Annotated in this window: 13 protein-coding genes, 2 tRNA genes and 1 pseudogene; 9 read left to right on the top strand and 7 right to left on the bottom strand. The window is 72.9% G+C overall.

Translation table 11 applies throughout. From position 1 onward, the window contains the following. The first annotated feature begins 21 nt into the window (after positions 1-21). The gene (locus SKED_RS15050; RefSeq protein ID WP_042439423.1) at positions 22-378 is read left to right on the top strand and encodes a zinc ribbon domain-containing protein YjdM; all 357 of its coding nucleotides are present in this window, start codon (positions 22-24) and stop codon (positions 376-378) included. A 78-nt stretch (positions 379-456) separates the two neighbouring features. Here the strand turns inward: SKED_RS15050 and SKED_RS15045 are convergent. Further along, positions 457-532: transfer RNA gene (locus SKED_RS15045), tRNA-Arg, on the bottom strand. Positions 533-1,131: 599 nt separating this feature from the next. Here SKED_RS15045 and SKED_RS15040 point away from each other — a divergent pair. Together SKED_RS15040 and SKED_RS20885 are read left to right on the top strand one after the other, a co-directional pair. Beyond that, the gene (locus SKED_RS15040) at positions 1,132-5,373 is read left to right on the top strand and encodes a hypothetical protein (RefSeq protein WP_012868030.1); all 4,242 of its coding nucleotides are present in this window, start codon (positions 1,132-1,134) and stop codon (positions 5,371-5,373) included. A gap of 212 nt (positions 5,374-5,585) precedes the next feature. Beyond that, complete coding sequence (locus tag SKED_RS20885; protein ID WP_012868029.1) at positions 5,586-5,708, top strand: hypothetical protein; 123 nt, start codon at positions 5,586-5,588, stop codon at positions 5,706-5,708. A 100-nt stretch (positions 5,709-5,808) separates the two neighbouring features. Here the strand turns inward: SKED_RS20885 and mscL are convergent, their stop codons facing one another. Then, positions 5,809-6,303 (bottom strand): large conductance mechanosensitive channel protein MscL, encoded by a 495-nt coding sequence (gene mscL / locus SKED_RS15035; RefSeq protein ID WP_012868028.1) that lies wholly within the window; start codon positions 6,301-6,303, stop codon positions 5,809-5,811. A gap of 42 nt (positions 6,304-6,345) precedes the next feature. Then, positions 6,346-7,131, bottom strand: a complete 786-nt coding sequence (locus SKED_RS15030; protein ID WP_012868027.1) for an SAF domain-containing protein — start codon at positions 7,129-7,131, stop codon at positions 6,346-6,348. Positions 7,132-7,229: 98 nt separating this feature from the next. Here SKED_RS15030 and SKED_RS20930 point away from each other — a divergent pair, with 98 nt between their 5' ends. Continuing rightward, the gene (locus SKED_RS20930) at positions 7,230-7,544 is read left to right on the top strand and encodes a hypothetical protein (RefSeq protein WP_052293902.1); all 315 of its coding nucleotides are present in this window, start codon (positions 7,230-7,232) and stop codon (positions 7,542-7,544) included. Positions 7,545-7,558: 14 nt separating this feature from the next. Here the strand turns inward: SKED_RS20930 and SKED_RS20925 are convergent. After that, positions 7,559-7,699 (bottom strand): annotated as a pseudogene (locus SKED_RS20925) (FmdB family zinc ribbon protein); the annotation flags it as partial. 356 nt (positions 7,700-8,055) lie between these two features. Between SKED_RS20925 and SKED_RS15020 the strand changes: the two are divergent. Then, on the top strand, positions 8,056-10,752 hold the full coding sequence (locus SKED_RS15020; protein WP_012868025.1) for a penicillin acylase family protein: 2,697 nt from the start codon (positions 8,056-8,058) through the stop codon (positions 10,750-10,752). On the opposite strand, the gene SKED_RS15015 is transcribed toward SKED_RS15020, so the two are convergent. Beyond that, positions 10,742-11,377, bottom strand: a complete 636-nt coding sequence (locus SKED_RS15015) for a 5-formyltetrahydrofolate cyclo-ligase (RefSeq protein WP_012868024.1) — start codon at positions 11,375-11,377, stop codon at positions 10,742-10,744. The genes SKED_RS15020 and SKED_RS15015 overlap by 11 nt on opposite strands. A gap of 153 nt (positions 11,378-11,530) precedes the next feature. Between SKED_RS15015 and SKED_RS15010 the strand changes: the two genes are divergently transcribed. The 4 genes from SKED_RS15010 (at position 11,531) to SKED_RS14995 (ending at position 15,042) form a co-directional block, all read left to right on the top strand. Next, positions 11,531-12,781: a molybdopterin molybdotransferase MoeA gene (locus SKED_RS15010; RefSeq protein ID WP_042439418.1), complete on the top strand. Its 1,251-nt coding sequence runs from the start codon at positions 11,531-11,533 to the stop codon at positions 12,779-12,781. Positions 12,782-12,783: 2 nt separating this feature from the next. Next, positions 12,784-13,467: a GNAT family N-acetyltransferase gene (locus SKED_RS15005; RefSeq protein ID WP_012868022.1), complete on the top strand. Its 684-nt coding sequence runs from the start codon at positions 12,784-12,786 to the stop codon at positions 13,465-13,467. Positions 13,468-13,627: 160 nt separating this feature from the next. Next, the gene (locus SKED_RS15000; RefSeq protein WP_143755768.1) at positions 13,628-14,863 is read left to right on the top strand and encodes a hypothetical protein; all 1,236 of its coding nucleotides are present in this window, start codon (positions 13,628-13,630) and stop codon (positions 14,861-14,863) included. 106 nt (positions 14,864-14,969) lie between these two features. Then, positions 14,970-15,042 (top strand) — tRNA-Ala (locus SKED_RS14995). 150 nt (positions 15,043-15,192) lie between these two features. On the opposite strand, the gene SKED_RS14990 is transcribed toward SKED_RS14995, so the two are convergent. Both SKED_RS14990 and SKED_RS14985 read right to left on the bottom strand, forming a co-directional pair. After that, a complete protein-coding gene (locus SKED_RS14990; RefSeq protein WP_245534573.1) occupies positions 15,193-16,677 on the bottom strand; it encodes an HNH endonuclease signature motif containing protein in 1,485 nt (494 codons plus the stop codon). A gap of 558 nt (positions 16,678-17,235) precedes the next feature. Next, on the bottom strand, positions 17,236-18,216 hold the full coding sequence (locus tag SKED_RS14985; RefSeq protein ID WP_012868019.1) for an ABC transporter substrate-binding protein: 981 nt from the start codon (positions 18,214-18,216) through the stop codon (positions 17,236-17,238). Positions 18,217-18,308 lie beyond the last annotated feature (92 nt).

Raw genomic sequence — 18,308 nt, 5'->3', positions numbered from 1 at the left:
CAGGTGGGTAGGGTGTCGGCCGTGACCGACACCCTGCCCCCGTGCCCCGAGTGCTCCTCCGTCTACACCTACGAGATGGGCGCGCTGCTCGTGTGCCCCGAGTGCGACCACGAGTGGGAGCCCGGTGCGGGCACCGACGCCGACGTCTCCGACGGCCCGCGGGAGATCCGCGACGCGGTCGGGAACGTGCTCGCCGACGGCGACACGGTGACCGTCGTCAAGGACCTCAAGGTCAAGGGCAGCGCGACCGCCATCAAGGTCGGCACCAAGGTGCGGGGCATCCGCCTGGTCGACGGCGTCGGTGACCACGACATCGACTGCAAGGTCGACGGCTTCGGGCCCATGCAGCTCAAGTCGAGCGTGGTGAAGAAGGTCTGAGCCGCGGTGGGCCCGTGCTGCGAGGCGCACGTCGACGCCACAGGCTCGGGTGCGACGGCGCCGCGGGGTCCTGCGAGATGGTGCGCCCGGGCAGATTCGAACTGCCGACACCCGCTTTAGGAGAGCGGTGCTCTATCCCCTGAGCTACGGGCGCGAGAGCGAGACAAGGCTACCTGACCGTCGACGCTGTTCCTCGCCGGTGCCCGGGTGGGGGTGTCGCGGGTCACGCGAGGGTTGCCGCCGGGCTGCTGGAGGGGCGCTCTGCCCGGTGAACCCGCAGGTCGGAGCCCTCCCTGTGAGCCGCGGGATACCAGGGCTCGAACCGATCTGGAAGAACCTTCAACTTCCCTGTTGACACCCGATCTGGCCGAGTGCATAGTTGTCCCTGACAGTGCGTGCCGCCTGCCCCCTGCGCGGCACGCACTGTTCCTATTTCTGGCGAGTCGCCGACGAGGTCTCCAGGCCTCCGTCCAGCCCGGTCTCCGCCGCAGGTCCTCCGCGGTGTCGACACCCTCGAGGCCGCGCTCGCACACGGTTCTCAGCGCCGCTCCCGAGGCTCTCTCACGGCCTCCTGCGCCCCCTCGGCTGCCCCGTCCCTCGGCGCGTCAGGTCCACAAACCACGTCACGGCGGATAGCGTGCTGGGGTGACAGCTCCCGATCGCGACAGGCCGGCGGGGACCGACAGGGCCCGCACGCACCACGACCCGACCTCGGCTGCGCCTCACGACCCGTCCAGCGAGAGAACCCCTGACATGACCAGCTCGGACCAGCCCGCCTCCGGCGCGGTCCACGGCGACGCCGACGCGACCGCCGAGACCCTTGCGATGCGCACGGTCCCCACCCTCGTCAAGCCCCCCACGACGGCCGAGACCGTCGCCGCGGCCATCGACCGGTGGCGCTCGACCCTCGTCTCGCTGGCCGGCGGCTCCACGCTCGCCGACGTCGGGCTCCTCGGCGACGCGGTCCTCGACCTCACGGCCGCGCACCCGTCGGGCATCGCCCAGCTGTTCGCCGGCCGCAGCACCCGCCTGGCCAACATCTTCCGCGAGGGCAGCTCGCTGCCCGTCGCGCGCCGCCGCGCCCGCGCCGTCGCGCAGCGCTCGCAGGAGCAGGCCGAGCGCTACGGCATCGCCCCGACCTACCTCGCCATCGGCCTCGCGACGTGGACCGAGCACGAGGTCGACGAGACCTCCGACGACGTCGCCGCGCTCGCCCGCGTCGCCTTCTCCGGCGGTTCTGACCGGGGCGTGTACGACGACGCCGCAGCCGAGGCGTCCCGTGCCGCCGGCCGCACCGTCCGCGCGCCCGTGCTGCTGCGCCCCATCGAGATCGAGGCCCGCGGGGGAGGGGAGTCGGACTACGAGCTCGCGCTCGAGCCGACCGCCGAGATCAACCCCGTCCTCGCACGTGCTCTGCGGTCCCGGGGCGCGCTGCTCGACGCCGCGGCCCTCGCCCGCGGCGCGTTCACCGGCTCGGGCTTCGACCCTGCCGTGGCGCTCGACCGCATCAACGCCCTCGGGTCGGCCGTGCTGGCCGACTTCACGATGACGGACAAGCTGCTCGTCGGGACCTTCGCGCACCCGGGCCAGATGCTCGTCGACGACCTCGACGAGCTCAACATCGGGCTCGACCGGCACGAGGTCATCGCGGCGCTCGCCGGCGACCAGGCCGCGATCGACTCCCTCGCGGCCTCGATGCCCGCGCTGCGCACAGGCGACGCCGAGCCGAGCATGGAGCGTGGCGTCGGCGACCTCGACCCGTCGGGCCGCAACGTCCTCGACGCCCTCGCGACCGGCAGCCACCTCTTCGTCGACGCCCCTGTCGGTGCCGACTCGACCGGCGCGGTCGCCGCCGTCGTGGCCGAGGCGGCCGCGATCGGGCGCAGCGTGCTCTACGTCCCCGGGCACCGCCGCGCCGCCGACGCGCTCACGGCACGCCTCGAGGACCTCGGTCTCGGCGACCTGGTCCTCGACGTGACGCCGAGCCCCAGCTGGCGGACCTCGGTCTCGCGCCGGCTGCTCGGTGCGATGACCCTCGAGGCGCCCACCGTGGACGCCGCGCGGATCGCGGACACCCGGCTCGAGCTCGTCGAGACGCGCGCCCGCCTCACCCGCATGATCGACGGGCTGCACCAGGTCCGTTCCCCCTGGGACATCTCCGCCTACGACGCCCTCCAGGCGCTCGCCCGACTCACCTCCGAGCGTCCGACCCCTGCGACGACGGTGCGGCTCGACGCGGCGACGCTCGCCCGGGTCGCCTCGGTCCGGCAGGAGGCCGGCGCCGACCTGGTGCGCGCGGCCACCCTCGGCGCCTTCACGGCGCGGCAGAGCACCTCGCCGTGGCACGGCGCGGACATCGACGACGACGGCGTGGCTGAGGACGCCGTCGAGCGCATCACCCGCCTGCTCGACGTGTCGCTCGCCGACCTGCGCCGGCAGCTGGACGCCGTCGTCGAGGACACCGGCCTGCAGGCCGCACGGACCGTCTCCGCGTGGGGCGAGCAGATCACCATGCTCGCCGGCATGCGCACGACGCTCGAGGCCTTCCAGCCGATGGTCTTCGAGCGGACCGCGGACGACCTGGTCGCCGCGACCGCGAGCCGCCAGTGGCGCAAGGAGCACGACGTCGAGATGAGCGGCCTGCACCGTCGCCGCCTCGTCAAGCGTGCCAAGGACATGATCCGTCCGGGCTCGCGGGTCGCCGACCTGCACGGCGCGCTCCTCGAGGTGCAGGCGCAGCGCCGCACCTGGGCCGAGCACTGCCCGTCGGGAGGGTGGCCCCGGCTGCCCGAGGGCCTCGCTGCCATCGAGCAGACCCACCGCGACGTCGTCGCCGACCTCACCGCCCTCGACGCGGTCCTCGCGACGACCTCCGCCGGTGGCGGTCTGGCCGACCTCACCCTCGGTGACGCCACCGAGCGCCTGCAGCGCCTCCTCGACGACGCCGGCGCTCTCACCACGCTCCCCGAGCGGACCCGTCTGGTGCGCCGTCTGACCGACCACGGTCTCGGCACGCTCCTCACCGACCTGTCGGCCCGACGGGTCGAGGCCGGTCTCGTCGAGGCCGAGCTCGACCTCGCGTGGTGGAGCTCGGTGTTCGAGCAGATCCTCGCGGCCGACCCCTACGTCGCCGAGGTGGGCGGCCGGGGCATCGAGGCGCTGGCCGAGCAGTTCCGGCGCCTGGACCGCGAGCACGTCGAGTCCCTCGCCACGCCGATCCGTGCGGCGGCCGTCGCGCAGATCCACGGCGCCCTGCGCGACAACCGCGACCAGGCCGAGGGGCTCTTCGCCCTGCTGGTCGAGGAGTCGCTGACCAGCCTGCGCACCGTGGCCGAGGAGTACGGCGACGTCCTGCGCAAGCTGCGCCCCTGCATGATCGCGACGCCGACGCTCGTCCCGCACGTGCTGCCCGCGCACCGCACGGTCGACCTCGTGGTCCTCGACGCGGCGCAGCACCTGCCGGTCGAGTCGGTGCTGTCGGCCGTCGCCCGCGGACGTCAGGTCGTCGTCGTGGGCGACGCCCGCTGCGCCCCGGGCCAGGCGGTCCGCAGCCTCGCCGAGCTCCTGCCGACCGTCGCGCTGGTCGGCGACTCCTCGCGCCGGGACCCCGAGCTCACGCAGTTCCTGTCGGAGCACGGTTACGCCGGGGTGCTGCACCCCATGCCGCTGCCGTCGCAGGAGCGGCTGGTGTTCTTCGAGACCGTCGAGGGCGTCGGCATGCCCGACCCCACGTCGGGCGCGGTCGAGTCGACGCAGACGGAGGTCGACCGGGTGGTCGAGCTCGCGATCCTGCACGCGCTCGACCGGCCGGACGAGTCGCTCGGCATCATCACCGGGTCGCGGACGCACGCGGACCGCATCCGCGAGGCGATCCTCGGCCAGGTGCGCCAGAACGCGGCGCTCGGCCCCTTCTTCGACCCGTCGCGGCGCGAGCCCGTGGTGGTCTCCGACCTGCAGTCCGTCGCCGGTCTGAGCCGCGAGGCCGTGATCTTCTCGGTCGGCTTCGGCCGCACCCCGCACGGCCGTGTGCTGCACAACTTCGGCGACGTCTCCGGCCCGACGGGCGACTCGCTCCTGCTCAACGCCGTCGGTGCGACCCGGCGCCGGCTCACCGTCGTGTCCTGCTTCGGTGCGGACGACCTCGACCCCGAGCGTCTGCGCGGAGCAGGCTCCCAGCTGCTCGGTGCCCTCCTGGGCTTCGTCGAGCAGCGCTCCGCCAGCCCGGTGCACGACGTCGGCGACTTCGCCGAGGGGCAGCCGGACCCCGACCGCCTGGTGCTCGACCTCGCCGAGCGCCTGTTCCGGGCCGGCCTGACCGTCGAGACGCACCACGGCGCGTCGGACGGCGAGCACATCCCGCTCGTGGTCGGGCACCCCGACCTGCCGGACGAGCTCCTCGTCGCGGTGCTCACCGACGACGCGGACTACACCGCCGAGACGAGCATCCGGGTCCGCGACCGCCAGCGCGCCGAGCGTCTCGAGCGCCTCGGCTGGTCGGTCATCCAGGTGTGGTCGGTCTCCTTGTTCCTCGACCCCGAGGGCCAGGCGAACCGCATCCGCGAGGCGGTCCTCGAGATCGAGGCGCGCCGCCGCGCCGCACGCATGCCGGTGACGGGCGCGATCCCGCTCGTCGGCGTCGACGACGCCGGTGACATCGCCGGTCTGGCCGCCGCAGAAGGGTTCGCCGGAGAGGTCGTCGACCCCTCCGCGCCCGTCCCGGTGGTCACCGCACCGCTGCTCACCGCCGACGGGGTCCCGACACCTCGCGAGCCCCAGCGCCGGGCGACGCGCCCGGACGTCGAGGCCGGTCTGCCCATCGCGGCCTACGGTGACGACGACCTCGACGAGGTCGCGCGCTGGATCATGACCGACGGTGTCCCGCGTGACGCCGACGAGCTCGCCGCCCAGGTGCGCTCCGAGCTCGGGCTGGTCCGCCGCAGCAACCGCGTGGACATCGCCGTGTCGAGCGCGGTCCGTCGAGCCCTCGGGCTGTGACGCCGGACGGCGCGTTCGTGGCGGGACAGGGTGGCACGGCCGCACCTGACGGCTCAGCTGCGGACACCCCGGCACCGGTCGGCTCAGGTCCGGACGACGCGGTCCCGGAAAGCACTACGGGTACGACACCGGCGACACCGGCGACACCGGCGACGCCTGCCCGGCGTCGTGGCAACCGCCGCGTCGTGCGACGAGGGACCGAGCGTGAGGCCGTGGCCGGCGTCAGCAGCGACGAGACCGCGACCGGCTGGTCCGACGCAGCCGCAGGTGGTGCTGGCGGCGCGGGCGACGCCAACGACGACCGCCTCCGCCAGGACGTCCCACCCCACTGGTAAGACGCCGCTCACCGGGGTCGAGCGCAGCACAGAGGCCGCAGCACCGTGACGATGCTGCGGCCTCTGTGCTGCGGCTCTTCTCAGCCGACCAGCCTCTTGGTCAGGCGACCGGGGGTGCCGGAGGGCTCTTCGGCGCCTGCGGGCCGGTGGTCGGTGCGTCCGGGGTGGACGGTGCGGACGCGGTGCCGGTGGCGGGGCCACCGTTCTGGACGAGGAGCAGGTCGCGGATCTGCGTGAGGATGAGGACGTCCTCTGAGGGGCCCTCGGGCTCCTCGATGATGCCCTTCTTGCGGAGCTTCGACAGGTGGTTGAGCGGCAGCACCACGAAGAAGTAGAGGGCGATGGCCACGAAGAGGAAGTTGATCACCGCGTTGAGCACCGCGCCGATGCTGAAGGCGGCGCCGTTGATCGTGAAGGACAGCACAGAGCTGAGGTCCGGCTCTCCGAAGATCGCAGCGATGAGCGGCGTGAAGAGGTTCTCGACGATCGCGGCCACGACCGCGCTGAACGCGGCACCGATGATGACACCGACCGCGAGGTCGATGGCATTCCCACGCATGATGAATTCTTTGAAACCGTTCAGGACGTTCTTCATGGATTCCCCTTCTCCGACGGACGATGGCAATTCTCGCGACGATCATCGCACGACGACCGCGCTGACGGCCTGACGTCCCGCGACGTTCGCGAGGTAGGTCGCCTCGTCGGGCGTCACGGCGACGAGCAAGAGGTCCGACGAGCCTGGCGCGGTCCCACCTGCGCCCGACAGGAACCCGGTCTCCTCCTGGGGGCTTGCCGGCGTCGGCAGCACGAGTGCCCGCACGGCGAGCGTGGTCGCCGCGGCGGTCGACGTGCCCTCGCCGTGGTCGTGGAGCGGCGTCGCGGCCAGCAGGTCGACGCGGGTGCCGGGTGTCAGCACCGCGAGGAGGGCAGGCTCGGCCAGCCGAACCGCGGCGACGACGGTCCCGGGCGGGCCGGTGGACGTGTCGTCGACCAGCAGGGTGTCACCGAGCACGGTGCCGGTGGTCACGGGGACCGCCAGGGTCCGGCCGACGACGGTGTCGGCATCGTCGGGCGCGCCCTCGGGGGTCACCGCGCTCGGCAGCCGGACCGTCCGGAGGTGGTCTGCGGTGAGCGTCGTCCCGGCAGGCAGCGCCGTCGAGGCCACGACCACGGGGTCGCGCGGTTCTGGCGTCGGGCTCAGCCTGTGCACCACGAGCGTCGTCGCGAGGCCGACGACGAGGGCTGCGACGACGTGCCGACGACGCCAGAGCTCAGCCCGCGCACGGCGCCGGACCCGCGGCGGGACGAGCCGTGCGCCCGCCGACGTCCCCGACCTGTCCGCGGTCTGCGGGCGGGAGGGGGAGCGCGGGCCGGAGACCGCATCGCGTGCGGCGCCGGCACCGGCGCCGGGGCCGCGGGACACGGCTCTCGCCGTTGCTCCGGGTGGAGGTCGGGAGCGGAGGTTCATCCCGGCAGGCTAGGCGGCTGCGGACCGCCACCGTCCGGTCGCCCGAACGACCTGTGGAGACGACGACGGCCGCCGCCCGGTGGGGACGACGGCCGTGCGTGCGGCGCGGTCAGGACCCGGAGGTCGCCGCGCTCTTGGACGAGCTGCCCGACGACGAGCTGTTCGAGGAGCTGCTCGACGACGAGCTGCTCGACGAGGACGACCCGCTGTCGCCCGAGGCACCAGATCCCGACGAGCCAGACCCCGAGGACTCGCTGCCGGAGCTGCTGCTCGACGACTCGCCCTTCGACGCCCCGGCCTTCGACGAGCTCGAGCCGCTCGACGACGACCCGCTCGACGACTTCTTGGAGCTGTTGTCGGTGCGGTAGAAGCCCGACCCCTTGAAGACGACCCCGACGGGGGAGAACACCTTGCGGAGGCGTCCCTCGCACTCGGGGCAGACGGTGAGCGCGTCGTCCGCGAAGGACTGGTGGATGTCGAAGCTGTGGCCGCACGCGGTGCACGTGTACGCGTAGAGGGGCACGGAGATCTCCTCGAGAACCGGTAGGGGGTCGAGCGCACCGGCGCGCCCGGGTGGGTAAGGCGACCCCGAGCGGCTCGGACCGGCTGGTGCTGGTCGGGCGGTCGGCGGGCGGCTGCGAGCAGCTGCACCGCACTGGCACTCGGGATGACTGAGTGCTAATCATACGTCTCCGTCCACGTCCCGTGGAAGTGGGCTCCGGCACAGCCCCGCGCACCCGTCCCCACCTCTCGCGTCCTTCACCGCCCACGCGCCCTTCCCCGCCCAGGCGCCCCGCCTCGCCCCGCCCCTCCACCCACCCAGCCCCACCCCCCACTCCCGCCCACGCGTCCTGGCGCAGGAGCAAGTAATCTCGCACCGTGCCCCAACGCCAGGTCGTCCTCCGTCGCTCGCTCGTCGCCGTCGCCCTCCTCGTGGTGGTCGCGCTGGTCGCGGCCGTGATCTCGACGGCCGTGCTGACCCGGCGTCCGCTCCCCACGACCTCGGGCGAGCTGAGCGTCGCGGGCCTGAGCGCGCCGGTCACCGTGCACCGCGACGCGCAGGGTGTCCCCGACATCTACGCGTCGACGCCGGACGACCTCTTCCTGGCGCAGGGCTACGTCCAGGCGCAGGACCGGTTCTTCGAGATGGACTACCGCCGCCACGTCACCTCCGGGCGGTTGTCGGAGCTGGTCGGTGAGAACGCCGACGCCCTCGAGGCCGACAAGGTGATCCGCACCTTCGGCTGGCGCGACGTCGCCGAGCAGGAGTGGGACATCCTCGACTCGGACACCAAGAACCACCTCCAGGCCTACGCCGACGGGGTCAACGCCTACCTCGCGGAGCGCTCGACCTCGCAGGTCGCGGTCGAGTACACGGTGCTCGGGCTGCAGGTGTCGGTCGAGGACCCGGAGCCGTGGGAGCCGCTCGACTCGCTCGCGTGGCTCAAGGCCATGGCGTGGGACCTCCGCGGCAACTACGACGACGAGCTCGCCCGCGCGCAGTCGCTCGTGACCATCCGTGACGTGTCCCGGGTGGACGAGCTCTTCCCGGCGTACCCCGAGTCGCTCAACGCCCCGATCCTCACCGCGCAGGACGCCGCCGCGAACAGCGTGGCGGTCGCCGACGCAGCAGCCGGCGCCGCAGCCGACACTGCCGGCACTGCCGAGGGCGCAGCCGCCGACCCGGCAGTCGAACCAGCAGACGGCGGAGGTGCCGGGCTCGCCGGCCCGACCGACGACTCCGCCCACCCGCTCGACCTGACCGACGCTGTCGTCGCCGCGGCGGTCGACTCCGCGGCCGAGGCGGTCGCGGCCGTCCCCGTGCTCGTCGGGAAGGGCGAGGGCATCGGGTCGAACTCGTGGGTCGTCTCGGGCGAGCACACCGCCTCGGGCAGCCCTCTCCTCGCCAACGACCCGCACCTGGGGCTCGCGGCGCCGAGCATCTGGGCGCAGGTGGGTCTGCACTGCTCGACGGTCGGGGACGACTGCCCCTTCGACGTCACCGGGTTCTCCTTCGCCGGTTTCCCCGGCGTGATCATCGGGCACAACGCCGAGCTCGCCTGGGGCATCACCAACCTGGGGACCGACGTGACCGACTTCTTCGTCGAGCGCACCCAGCAGGACACCTACCAGGTCGACGGCTCCTGGGAGGACATGACCACCCGGACCGAGGTCATCAAGGTCGCCGACGGGGACGACGTCACCCTCGACGTCCGGTCGACCCGGCACGGACCGATCATCTCGGGCGTGCTCCCGGTCTCGGCCGTCTCGGCCACCCCGAACGAGATCGTCGACGGGGTGCTGCGCTCCGGGAGCGACGGGTACGAGGTCGCGCTCGGCTGGACCGCTCTGACGCCGGGCCGGACGGCCGACGCGATCTTCGCGATGAACACCGCGACGGACGCCGAGGACATCGCCGCGGCGGCTCGGCTCTTCGAGGTGCCGGCGCAGAACATCGTCTTCGCGACCGTCGACGGGCACATCGGCTACCAGGCGCCGGGGACGGTCCCGGTGCGCGGCGCGGTCGACGGCGGTCTCCCGTCCGACGGGACGTGGCCCAGGCCGGGCTGGGACAGCGCCTACGACTGGCAGGGCACCGTGGACCCGGCGACCATGCCGTCGGTGCTCGACCCCGCCGAGGGGTTCATCGTCGCCGCGAACCAGGCGGTCGCCCCCGCCGGTGCGGGGCCGTACCTCACCTCGGACTGGGACTACGGCTACAGGTCGCAGCGCATCCGGACGCTCATCGAGGAGCAGATCGCCTCGGGGGTGCCCATGACCGTCGAGGACATGCACCGCATCCAGGCGGACGACCGGAACCCGTACGCGGAGGTGCTGGTCCCCGTCCTCCTCGAGCAGGAGATCGAGACGGAGTTCGACCGGGGCGGCCAGGACCTGCTGCGCACCTGGGACTACTCGCAGGACGCCGACTCTGCCGCCGCCGCGTACTTCGCCGCGGTATGGGCAGAGCTCCTGTCGCTGACCTTCGACGACGAGCTCTCGGACGTCGCGGCCGCGGACGGCAGCGACCGGTGGCTCGAGGTGGTGCGCACCCACCTGGAGAACCCGACCAGCCCGTGGTGGGACGACCGCCGGACGGCGAACGTCGTCGAGACCCGCGACGAGATCCTCCAGCAGGCGCTCGTGCGGGCTCGGTCCGAGCTGACCGTCCGGATGGGCAGCGACCCGTCGTCGTGGCGGTGGGGCTCCCTGCACACGCTCGAGCTCGAGCACCCCGTCCTCGGTGGCGAGTCGGTCCCCGGCATCGTCCGCGACTGGGTCAACCCCGGCATGCTCGAGATGTCCGGTGGCTCGTCGATCGTCAACGCGACCGCATGGGACGCCTCGTCGGGGTCCTTCGCGGTCACCACCGGGCCGTCGATGCGGGCCGTGATGGACCTCGGCGACCTCGACGCGTCCACCTGGGTCGTGGTGACCGGGACCTCGGGTCACCCGGCCAGCGGGCACTACGACGACCAGCTCGCGACGTGGGCGTCCGGAGGGTCTTACCCCTGGCGGTCCACGCGCGACGCCGTCGAGGCCGCCTCGCAGGACGAGCTGACGCTCACGCCGTGATCCACTCCCAGCCCTGCGGGGTGGCGAAGCCGTGGACCGGGCGGTCGTGCTGCTCGCGCGGGAGCGGTCGCTCCACGGCGTCGTAGAACTCCTCGGGGAAGACCAGCGCCACGATCTTGACGTCCGGGCGGACGAAGGTCAGCGCGCGGTCGTACCAGCCGCCGCCCTGGCCGAGCCGAGTCCCCGAGCTGTCGACCGCGAGGGCGGGGGCGATGACGATGTCGACCTCCTCGAGCGCCGACGGCCCGACCGGGTCGCCGGACGGCTCGGGCGGTCGCCCGGGTGCGCGCTGGAGCAGGTCGTGCGCGCCGGCGTACGGCGCCCAGTCGCGCTGCAGCCCTGCGCCGAGCACGGGCAGCAGGATCGTCTTGCCGAGGTCGTCGAGCGAGTCGAGCAGCGGCGCCGTGCCCGGTTCGGCCGGTCGGGCCGCGTAGAGGCCGACACGCTCGGCGTCGCGGACCTCGGGGATCGTCAGCACCACCTCGGCGAGGGCGTGCGCCGCCTCCTCGCGTCGACGCTCGGACCGGGCGTCGCGGACCGAGCGGATCGCGGTGCGCAGAGCGCTCTTCGCGTCCTCTGCCTCGAGCGCGGCGTGGACGGGGTACGGCTGTGCATGACCACTCATGGTCAAAGTATCTCAAAGAAACGACCCGTCCGGGGTGGGACGTCCGGGCCTGCGCGGACGGCGCCGAGAACTGCACTACCCTGGCCGGATGAGCGCGCCCTCCTCGACCTGCCCGTGCTGCTCGGTCGTCCTCGGTACGACGGGGGTCGTGCGGTGAAGAGCGTCCAGGACCAGCTCGCGGCGGTCCTCGCCGTCGCCGTCCCCGTGCCCGCGCTCGACGTGGTCCTCACGGACGCGGCCGGCTGCATCCTCGCCGCCGACATCGTGGTGACCGAGGACATCCCGTCCCGCCCTCTCGCGACCTGCGACGGCTACGCCGTGCGGTCGCAGGACCTCGTGGGCGCGAGCCCCGAGAACCCCGTCGTCCTGCCCGTGACGCACGACGTGTGGTCGGCCGCCGACGAGCCCTTCCGTCTTGCTCCCCGGCAGAGCGTCCTGGTGAGCTCGGGGGTGCCGATGCCGGTCGGCGCCGACGCGCTGGTCCCCGTCTGGGCGACCGACCGCGGCGCGGCGAAGGTGCGCGTGGTGACCGAGGCGGCCCCCGGGGCCTACGTCCGGCAGGTGGGGTCAGACGTCCGGGCCGGCACCGTCGCGCTGCGGCACGGGACCCGGCTCGACGCCCGCCAGCTCGCCTTCGCGGCGAGCCTCGGCTACGCGCGGATCCGGGTCCACCCCGCACCGCGCGTCGTGATCCTCCCGGTCGGCGACGAGCTCGTGCAGCCCGGCTCGACGCGCCCCGGCGTGTTCGACGCCAACGGGCCCTCGCTGCGCACCGCCGTGCAGGACGCCGGGGCCATCGCCATCCAGGTCGCGCCCGTCACCGACGACCAGTCGAGGCTCCGCGAGATGATCGAGGACCAGCTGGTGCGCGCCGACCTGCTCATCACCACGGGTGGTCTCTCCGAGGGCTCGCACGACACCCTCAAGGACGTGCTCGCCCCGCTCGGCACCGTGCGCTTCGACCACGTGGCCATGGTCCCGGGCCGCAACCAGGGCATCGGGACGCTGCACGCCGGCATCGGCGAGAGCACCGACAACCCCGGCGACACCATCCCCGTCTTCTCCCTGCCCGGTCACCCGGTCGCCGCGCAGATCTCCTACGAGGTGTTCGTGCGCCCCGCGCTGCGCGCCATGGCGGGGTACACCGACATCTACCGCCCGTCGGTCGCGGCGCACGCCGCCGTGGGCTGGCGCAGCCCGGCCGGGGTGCGCCAGTTCGTGCCCGCGGTGCTCGTCGGCTCGCCCGACGGCGGCTACCACGTGACGCCCGTCGGCGACCCGACACGTCTCGAGGACCTCTCGGTCGCCGGGCTCGCCGAGGCGAACGCGCTCGCCGTCGTCCCCGAGGGCGAGTCCGAGGTGCGGTTCGGCGACCGCGTGCACTGCCTGGTCCTCGAGGGATAGCGGTGGGTGTGGTCTGGGCGCCGCGCTGGCCGGTGGTCCTGCGAGACGACTCGCTGAGCACCCCCGGCGGTACCCTGCTGCTGCGCCGGCTCCGCCGTGCGGACCGCGATGCCTGGATGGACCTGCGCGCAGACAACCGGGACTGGCTCGAGCGCTGGGAGGCGACGACGCCGGAGCCGACCGGGCGCGACCGCGACGGCCGCTACCGCGGCGGGTGGCCCGGCAGGACGCAGGAGACCAAGCCACCGAGCTTCACGGGGTACGTCCGTGCGCTCGACCGTGCGGCCAAGGACGGCTCGACGCTCCCGTTCGCGGTCGAGCTCGACGGGGAGCTCGTCGGGCAGCTCACGGTCTCCTCGATCACCTACGGCTCGCTGTGCTCCGCCAGCATCGGGTACTGGGTCGGCGAGCACGTGGCAGGGCGGGGAGTCACGCCGACGGCAGTGGCCATGGCGGCCGACCACTGCTTCTTCGAGCTCGGGCTGCACCGCGTCGAGGTCAACATCCGTCCCGAGAACGTGCCGAGCCTGCGCGTCGTCGAGAAGCTCGGGCTGCGCGACGAGGGGCTGCGCGAGGCGTACCTGCACATCCAGGGACGGTGGTGCGACCACCGCACCTTCGCCGTGACCGCCCCCGAGGTGCCCGACGGGCTGCTCGCGCGCTGGCGGGGCGCGCCGCAGGCCTGACAGGTCGCGGCTGCGCGAGGTGCCCCCAGCGGGCGCACCTTCTCCGGGCGGGAGCTCCGACCTGCCTGCTCGTGCCGTCGCGCTCGGGTGGCCAGCCTCCGCGGCCGACACGCCGGGAGGCGTCCGCGGTCGGCGCTGCGACCTCGCCTAACGTCAGCATGTGGGATCACCAGCCGGTATCGTCGTCGTGGCTGTGGTCGTGCTGTGGTTGGCCTACCTCGTGCCCCAGCGGCTCCGTCACCGGCAGCAGCTGGTCGAGGCGAGGGTCGACGACAGGTTCTCCGGCAGGCTCCGTGTCCTCGCCGTCGCCAGCGAGGGCGCCGGGACACGTGGCAGGCAGGCAGGGCGGGGGGCTCAGGTCTCCCTCCAGAAGCACGGTGACTGCACGGTCTCGAGCAGTGCGGACGTGTCGTTGCTGACACCGCCGATCGGCACGACGGTGCGGCCTCGGCGTCAGATCACGGATGGAGTGCAGGACATGGAGCGGAACGACTCGTACGGGTCGGCCTCGCGCGACGCGCTGCTCGCGCGACGCGCCGCTGCTGCGCGCCGCCGCGCGACCCTCACGCTCACGCTCCTGGCGCTCACCGCCGTCGTCGGCGTCCTCGGCGCGACGACCGCGCTCCCGGTGTGGACCGTCGCGGTCCCCGGTCTCCTCCTCGTCTCGGTGCTCGTCCTCGGACGCCGCGCCGTCCTTGCCAACGCCCGTGCCGACCAGGCTGCGCGTGAGCGCGAGGCCGCCCGTGAGGCTGCCCGTCCCGCTGCGCTGCGCCGTGCCGGTCGCCCCGCGCCCGCCGTCCGCACCACGGTGACCGGGCGGGCCGTCCACCCGTCGCAGACCCAGACCGAGATGATCTCCCGCGTGCGCGTCCAGGAGGCCGGCGAGAGCGCCGCGGGCGCGACGACGCCTGAGGCGGAGAGCGCGACGGCGCCGGAGGCGACCGCCGGGGTCTCGCCGCGCTCCAAGAAGGGCCAGGGTCGAGCGCAGGACGAGCGACGCACGCAGGCTCCTGCCGCCCGTGGCTCGGCTGATGATGGCTCTGCCGCCCGCGGCTCTGCAGACACCCCTGCTCCGGACCAGCCTGCTCGCCCCACGACGCGCGACGCCACCGACGCGGCAGCCGCTGCCGGCGGTGCCGACTGGGAGCCCGTCGCCGTCCCGCGCCCGGTGTACACGCTCAAGTCCGCTGCCCCCCGCTGGGAGCCGGCGCCGCTGACCGCCGAGCTGCGCAAGCTCACCGAGGAGCGACGCGCCGAGCTGGCCGCGGTGCACGGCGCCGAGGGCGCAGAGGCCGACCAGCAGTCGGCTCAGGACGTCGCGGAGGAGCCCTCCGAGGACAGCCTCGGCGTCAACCTCAACTCCGTCCTAGCGCGCCGCCGGGTCGCGGGGGAGTGACCGCACCTGTGCGAAGCACCCCCACCTGGGTGCTAGGCTAGACAGCGGTTCGGCAGACTGGTTCGCCTTCGGTGGATCAGGTGGTCGGACTGGTCTTCACAGGCCTGGGGCTATGGCGCAGTTGGTAGCGCGCTTCGTTCGCATCGAAGAGGTCAGGAGTTCGAATCTCCTTAGCTCCACCGCAGCAGGACCAGAAGAACCCGTCTCCTCCCGGAGGCGGGTTCTTCTGCGTTTGGCCACTCAGCCTGGAGCTTCTGGCGGGCCCCTCAGGCCCCACTGCCCCCTCAGGCCCTGAGCACCGAGGTACGGCGGCATTGAGCGATGCGGGCTCAGAACGGTGGCTCGTCATCGGGCCCAGGAACAGGATGAGGTGCGGACAGCGCAGCGACCTCTGCTTGCCTAGAGGCGATCTGGACGGCCGCGTGGTCGAGGTAGGTGCGACCGGTAGGCGCGGTCCAGTGCACGACGTCGGCCGTGAGGTCCGAGTCGTGGTGCGCTGGGGCGCGGTACGGTGCGCCCTGGCGAGATGAGGGCTTGTCGGGTGGGGTACTGCCCGGCGGTCCGGTGCTCACTGTCCAGGCAGTGGTGTGCTTCAACCGGTGGTGGTGTCGGCAGAGGTGGATGAGGTTGTGGTGGTCGGTGGTTCCGCCGTGGGCCCAGTCCTTCACGTGGTCGATGTCGCAGCGTTGTGCGCGGCGTGAGCAGCCGGGGAAGCGGCAGGTCTCGTCGCGGATGCGTAGCCAGGTCTTGAGGTCTGCGGGTACGGCGTAGCGGTCGCGTCCGACTGAGAGGACGGTGCCGGTCTCGGGGTGGGTGAGGATCCGCAGGAAGCTGGGGGCTTGTGCGGCGAGGCGTCGGGCGGTGTGTGCGTCGATGGGGCCGTGTCCGGCGAGCTCGCCGGGCTCGTCGGAGTGTCCGAGGAGGGTCATGACGGGGATGGTGACGGCGACCTGGGGCTTGATGCCACCCAGGGAGACGCGGTCGGCAACCCCAGCGATCGACTGAGTCGGCTCTCCGGCGTAGTGAGGCGCGGCCTCGCTAGCCGCGACGGCACGGTCCTCGCTGTTGCCGTCCGCGCCCGTGACTGTGGCGGCAGTCAGGGCGGTCCGTGCGTCGTCGTCGAGGAGTAGGTCCACGCTGGCGTCGGCGCGCAGCTGGGCCAGGGTGCGGGGCTCGTCGGGGCCTTGGACCGCCATCGCGATGTCGGTGAGGCGGTTGAAGATGGCTGTGGCCTGGACTGCGGGCAGGTACTGGTGCAGCCACGCCATGCCGTCCTGGCAGGGTCGGAGCTCCACGTGGCGCTCGACGGTGGCGACCTGGTGACGCTCGACCAACGGGCGAGAGTCACGGCGCTCCCGCTCACGGCGCGCCACCCTCTTGAGGGCTGCGACCGTCGTGGTCCGTGCCCTCTCGGACAGCAGCACGTCCAGCTCGAGGCGGGAGGTCTCGTCCAGGCCCACCGTGGCACCCAGGACCGCCTCGGCGTGACGGTAGGACACCTCGCCCTGGCTCAGTGCGGCCATGGTGGCGGGGTGCTCGTGGACCAGGGCCTGGGAGTCCGCGACCAGCGCCGACGCCGACCCCTCGGGCAGTTGCAGCGCGCAGGCGACCTCGGAGACCAACCACCGCTCGGCCGACCGCTGATCGGTCAGGGACGCCGCCTCCTCACCCCGGCCACGTGCCACGGCGTCGGTGGCAGCCTGGGACCAGCGGCGCAGGTCGTCCACGCGCCGGGCGCACCGCGCCTGGGCAGCAGCAACCTCGGCGAACCCCGCCACCACAGCGTCGACCAGCTCGCCCTGACGGTGGTTCATCTGCGCGACCGTCATCGGCTCGAGCACCTCAGGCCACCCACCCTCAGGTGACGGCGACGGTGGCTTCACGACGGCAGCCGGCGACGGCAGTGGCAGGACGCCCGACGGCACGGCATCCGAAGGCACGACGCCCGAAGACACGACGCCCGAAGGCGCAGCGTCCGACGGCACGACGCCCGACGGCTCTGCGGGGGAGAGCGCAGAGGGGGAGGGCGCAGCGGGAGCCGACGGCACAGCACATCCATCACTGTGTGCTTCGCGAGTTTTCCGCGGTTCCGTCGACATATCCTGAATCTACCGATAACCACTGACATCCGGCGAGAGCCGCTTGCCGCCGACACCCGGCGCAAGCAGCCTGTCTCGCACAGAGACGCGGGCCCCTCACCGATGCACCGGTGTGGGACCCGCGTCTCTTCTCTCTCGAAGCTCGACTGTCTTAGCTGTGGCTTGCTCTGCCAGCCGTTTCCCTTCCTGCTGTGCGCTGCAGCCCTGCTTCGCTCTGTCGAGCCCTGCTTCGCTCTGCCACGCCCCGCTTCGCTCTGCCGAGCCCCGCCTCGGCTACTGCTCTGCGAGCAGCCGGTCGAGGTCGTCGAGCACGGTCATCCCGCCGAGCGGGCCGACGCCGGTGATCCAGAAGGACTGGTCCACGAGGTGCAGCGACGGGAACGCGTCGGTGTTCGTGGCGAGCACCTCGGGCAGGGTGCTCTGGTCGGACGTGTCGGTCGTCGTGACGAGCACGAGGTCGGCCTCGGCCTCGAAGACGCGCTCGTAGGACAGGTCCACGGAGATGGACTCTTCCCAGTCGCGCTCGGGCGTGGTGAAGCCGGCGCACTCGAGGACGCTCCCCGCGAAGGACGTGGGCCCGTAGAGCGTCAGGAGACCGTCGCGCGGGCGGATGAGCTGGGCGGTCTTGCCCGCGGTCTGGTGGTCCTCGGCGACCTCCGTGCAGCGCGCTTCGAAGGCGTCGAGGAGGGTCTGTGCCCCGGCCTCGTCGCCGAGGGCGCGGGCCACGAGCTCGACGTTCTCGGTCCACGGGTCGGTCTGCGTCGCCATGAACACGGTCGGCGCGATCTCGTCGAGGCGGTCGTAGAGCGCAGAGTGTCGCGACTCGGTGCCGAGGATGAGGTCGGGCTCGAGCGCGGCGATCTTCTCGATGCTCGGCTCGGTGACGGTGCCGACGGACTCGATGTTCGCCGCGGCCTCGCCGAGGTACGCCGGGACCCCGGCCTCCTCGTTGAGCACGGCTGCCCCGACGGGGACGGCACCCAGTGCGACCGCCGTGTCGAGCTGCACGGGTTCGAGGACCACGACCCGCAGCGGCTCGGCCGGGACCTCGGTGGTGCCGCGCGCGTGCTCGACGCTGTGGGTCGCGGCGGTGTCGTCGGGCGCGGCGGTGTCGTCACCTGCGGCGGCGCTGGTCGAGGTCGCGTCGGCGTCGTCGGTGACGGTCGAGCAGCCGGCGAGCAGCGCGACGGCGAGCAGGGGTGCTGCCAGCCGTGCGGCACGGCGGGCTGAGCGGCGGTGCGTGGGCGTGCTCATCGAGGGTCCTTCCGGGGGAGGTGCTGGAGAGTGTGGGACGGGCCAGGCGGCACGGAGCGCAGGCTCGTCGGCGGAGGTTAGCGTAGCATTAC

The organism is Sanguibacter keddieii DSM 10542, from assembly GCF_000024925.1.
Taxonomy (GTDB): Bacteria; Actinomycetota; Actinomycetes; order Actinomycetales; family Cellulomonadaceae; genus Sanguibacter; species Sanguibacter keddieii.
The sequence above is the reverse complement of the archived record's forward strand: the minus strand, read 5'-3'. Positions and strand labels throughout refer to the sequence as shown.

Excerpts from the sequence above, each read along its gene's own strand:
- SKED_RS15040 (WP_012868030.1), top strand. The coding sequence starts at position 1,132 with ATGACCAGCTCGGACCAGCCCGCCTCCGGCGCGGTCCACGGCGACGCC.
- mscL (WP_012868028.1), bottom strand. The coding sequence starts at position 6,303 with ATGAAGAACGTCCTGAACGGTTTCAAAGAATTCATCATGCGTGGGAAT.
- SKED_RS15015 (WP_012868024.1), bottom strand. The coding sequence starts at position 11,377 with ATGAGTGGTCATGCACAGCCGTACCCCGTCCACGCCGCGCTCGAGGCA.
- SKED_RS14990 (WP_245534573.1), bottom strand. The coding sequence starts at position 16,677 with ATGAACCACCGTCAGGGCGAGCTGGTCGACGCTGTGGTGGCGGGGTTC.
- SKED_RS14985 (WP_012868019.1), bottom strand. The coding sequence starts at position 18,216 with ATGAGCACGCCCACGCACCGCCGCTCAGCCCGCCGTGCCGCACGGCTG.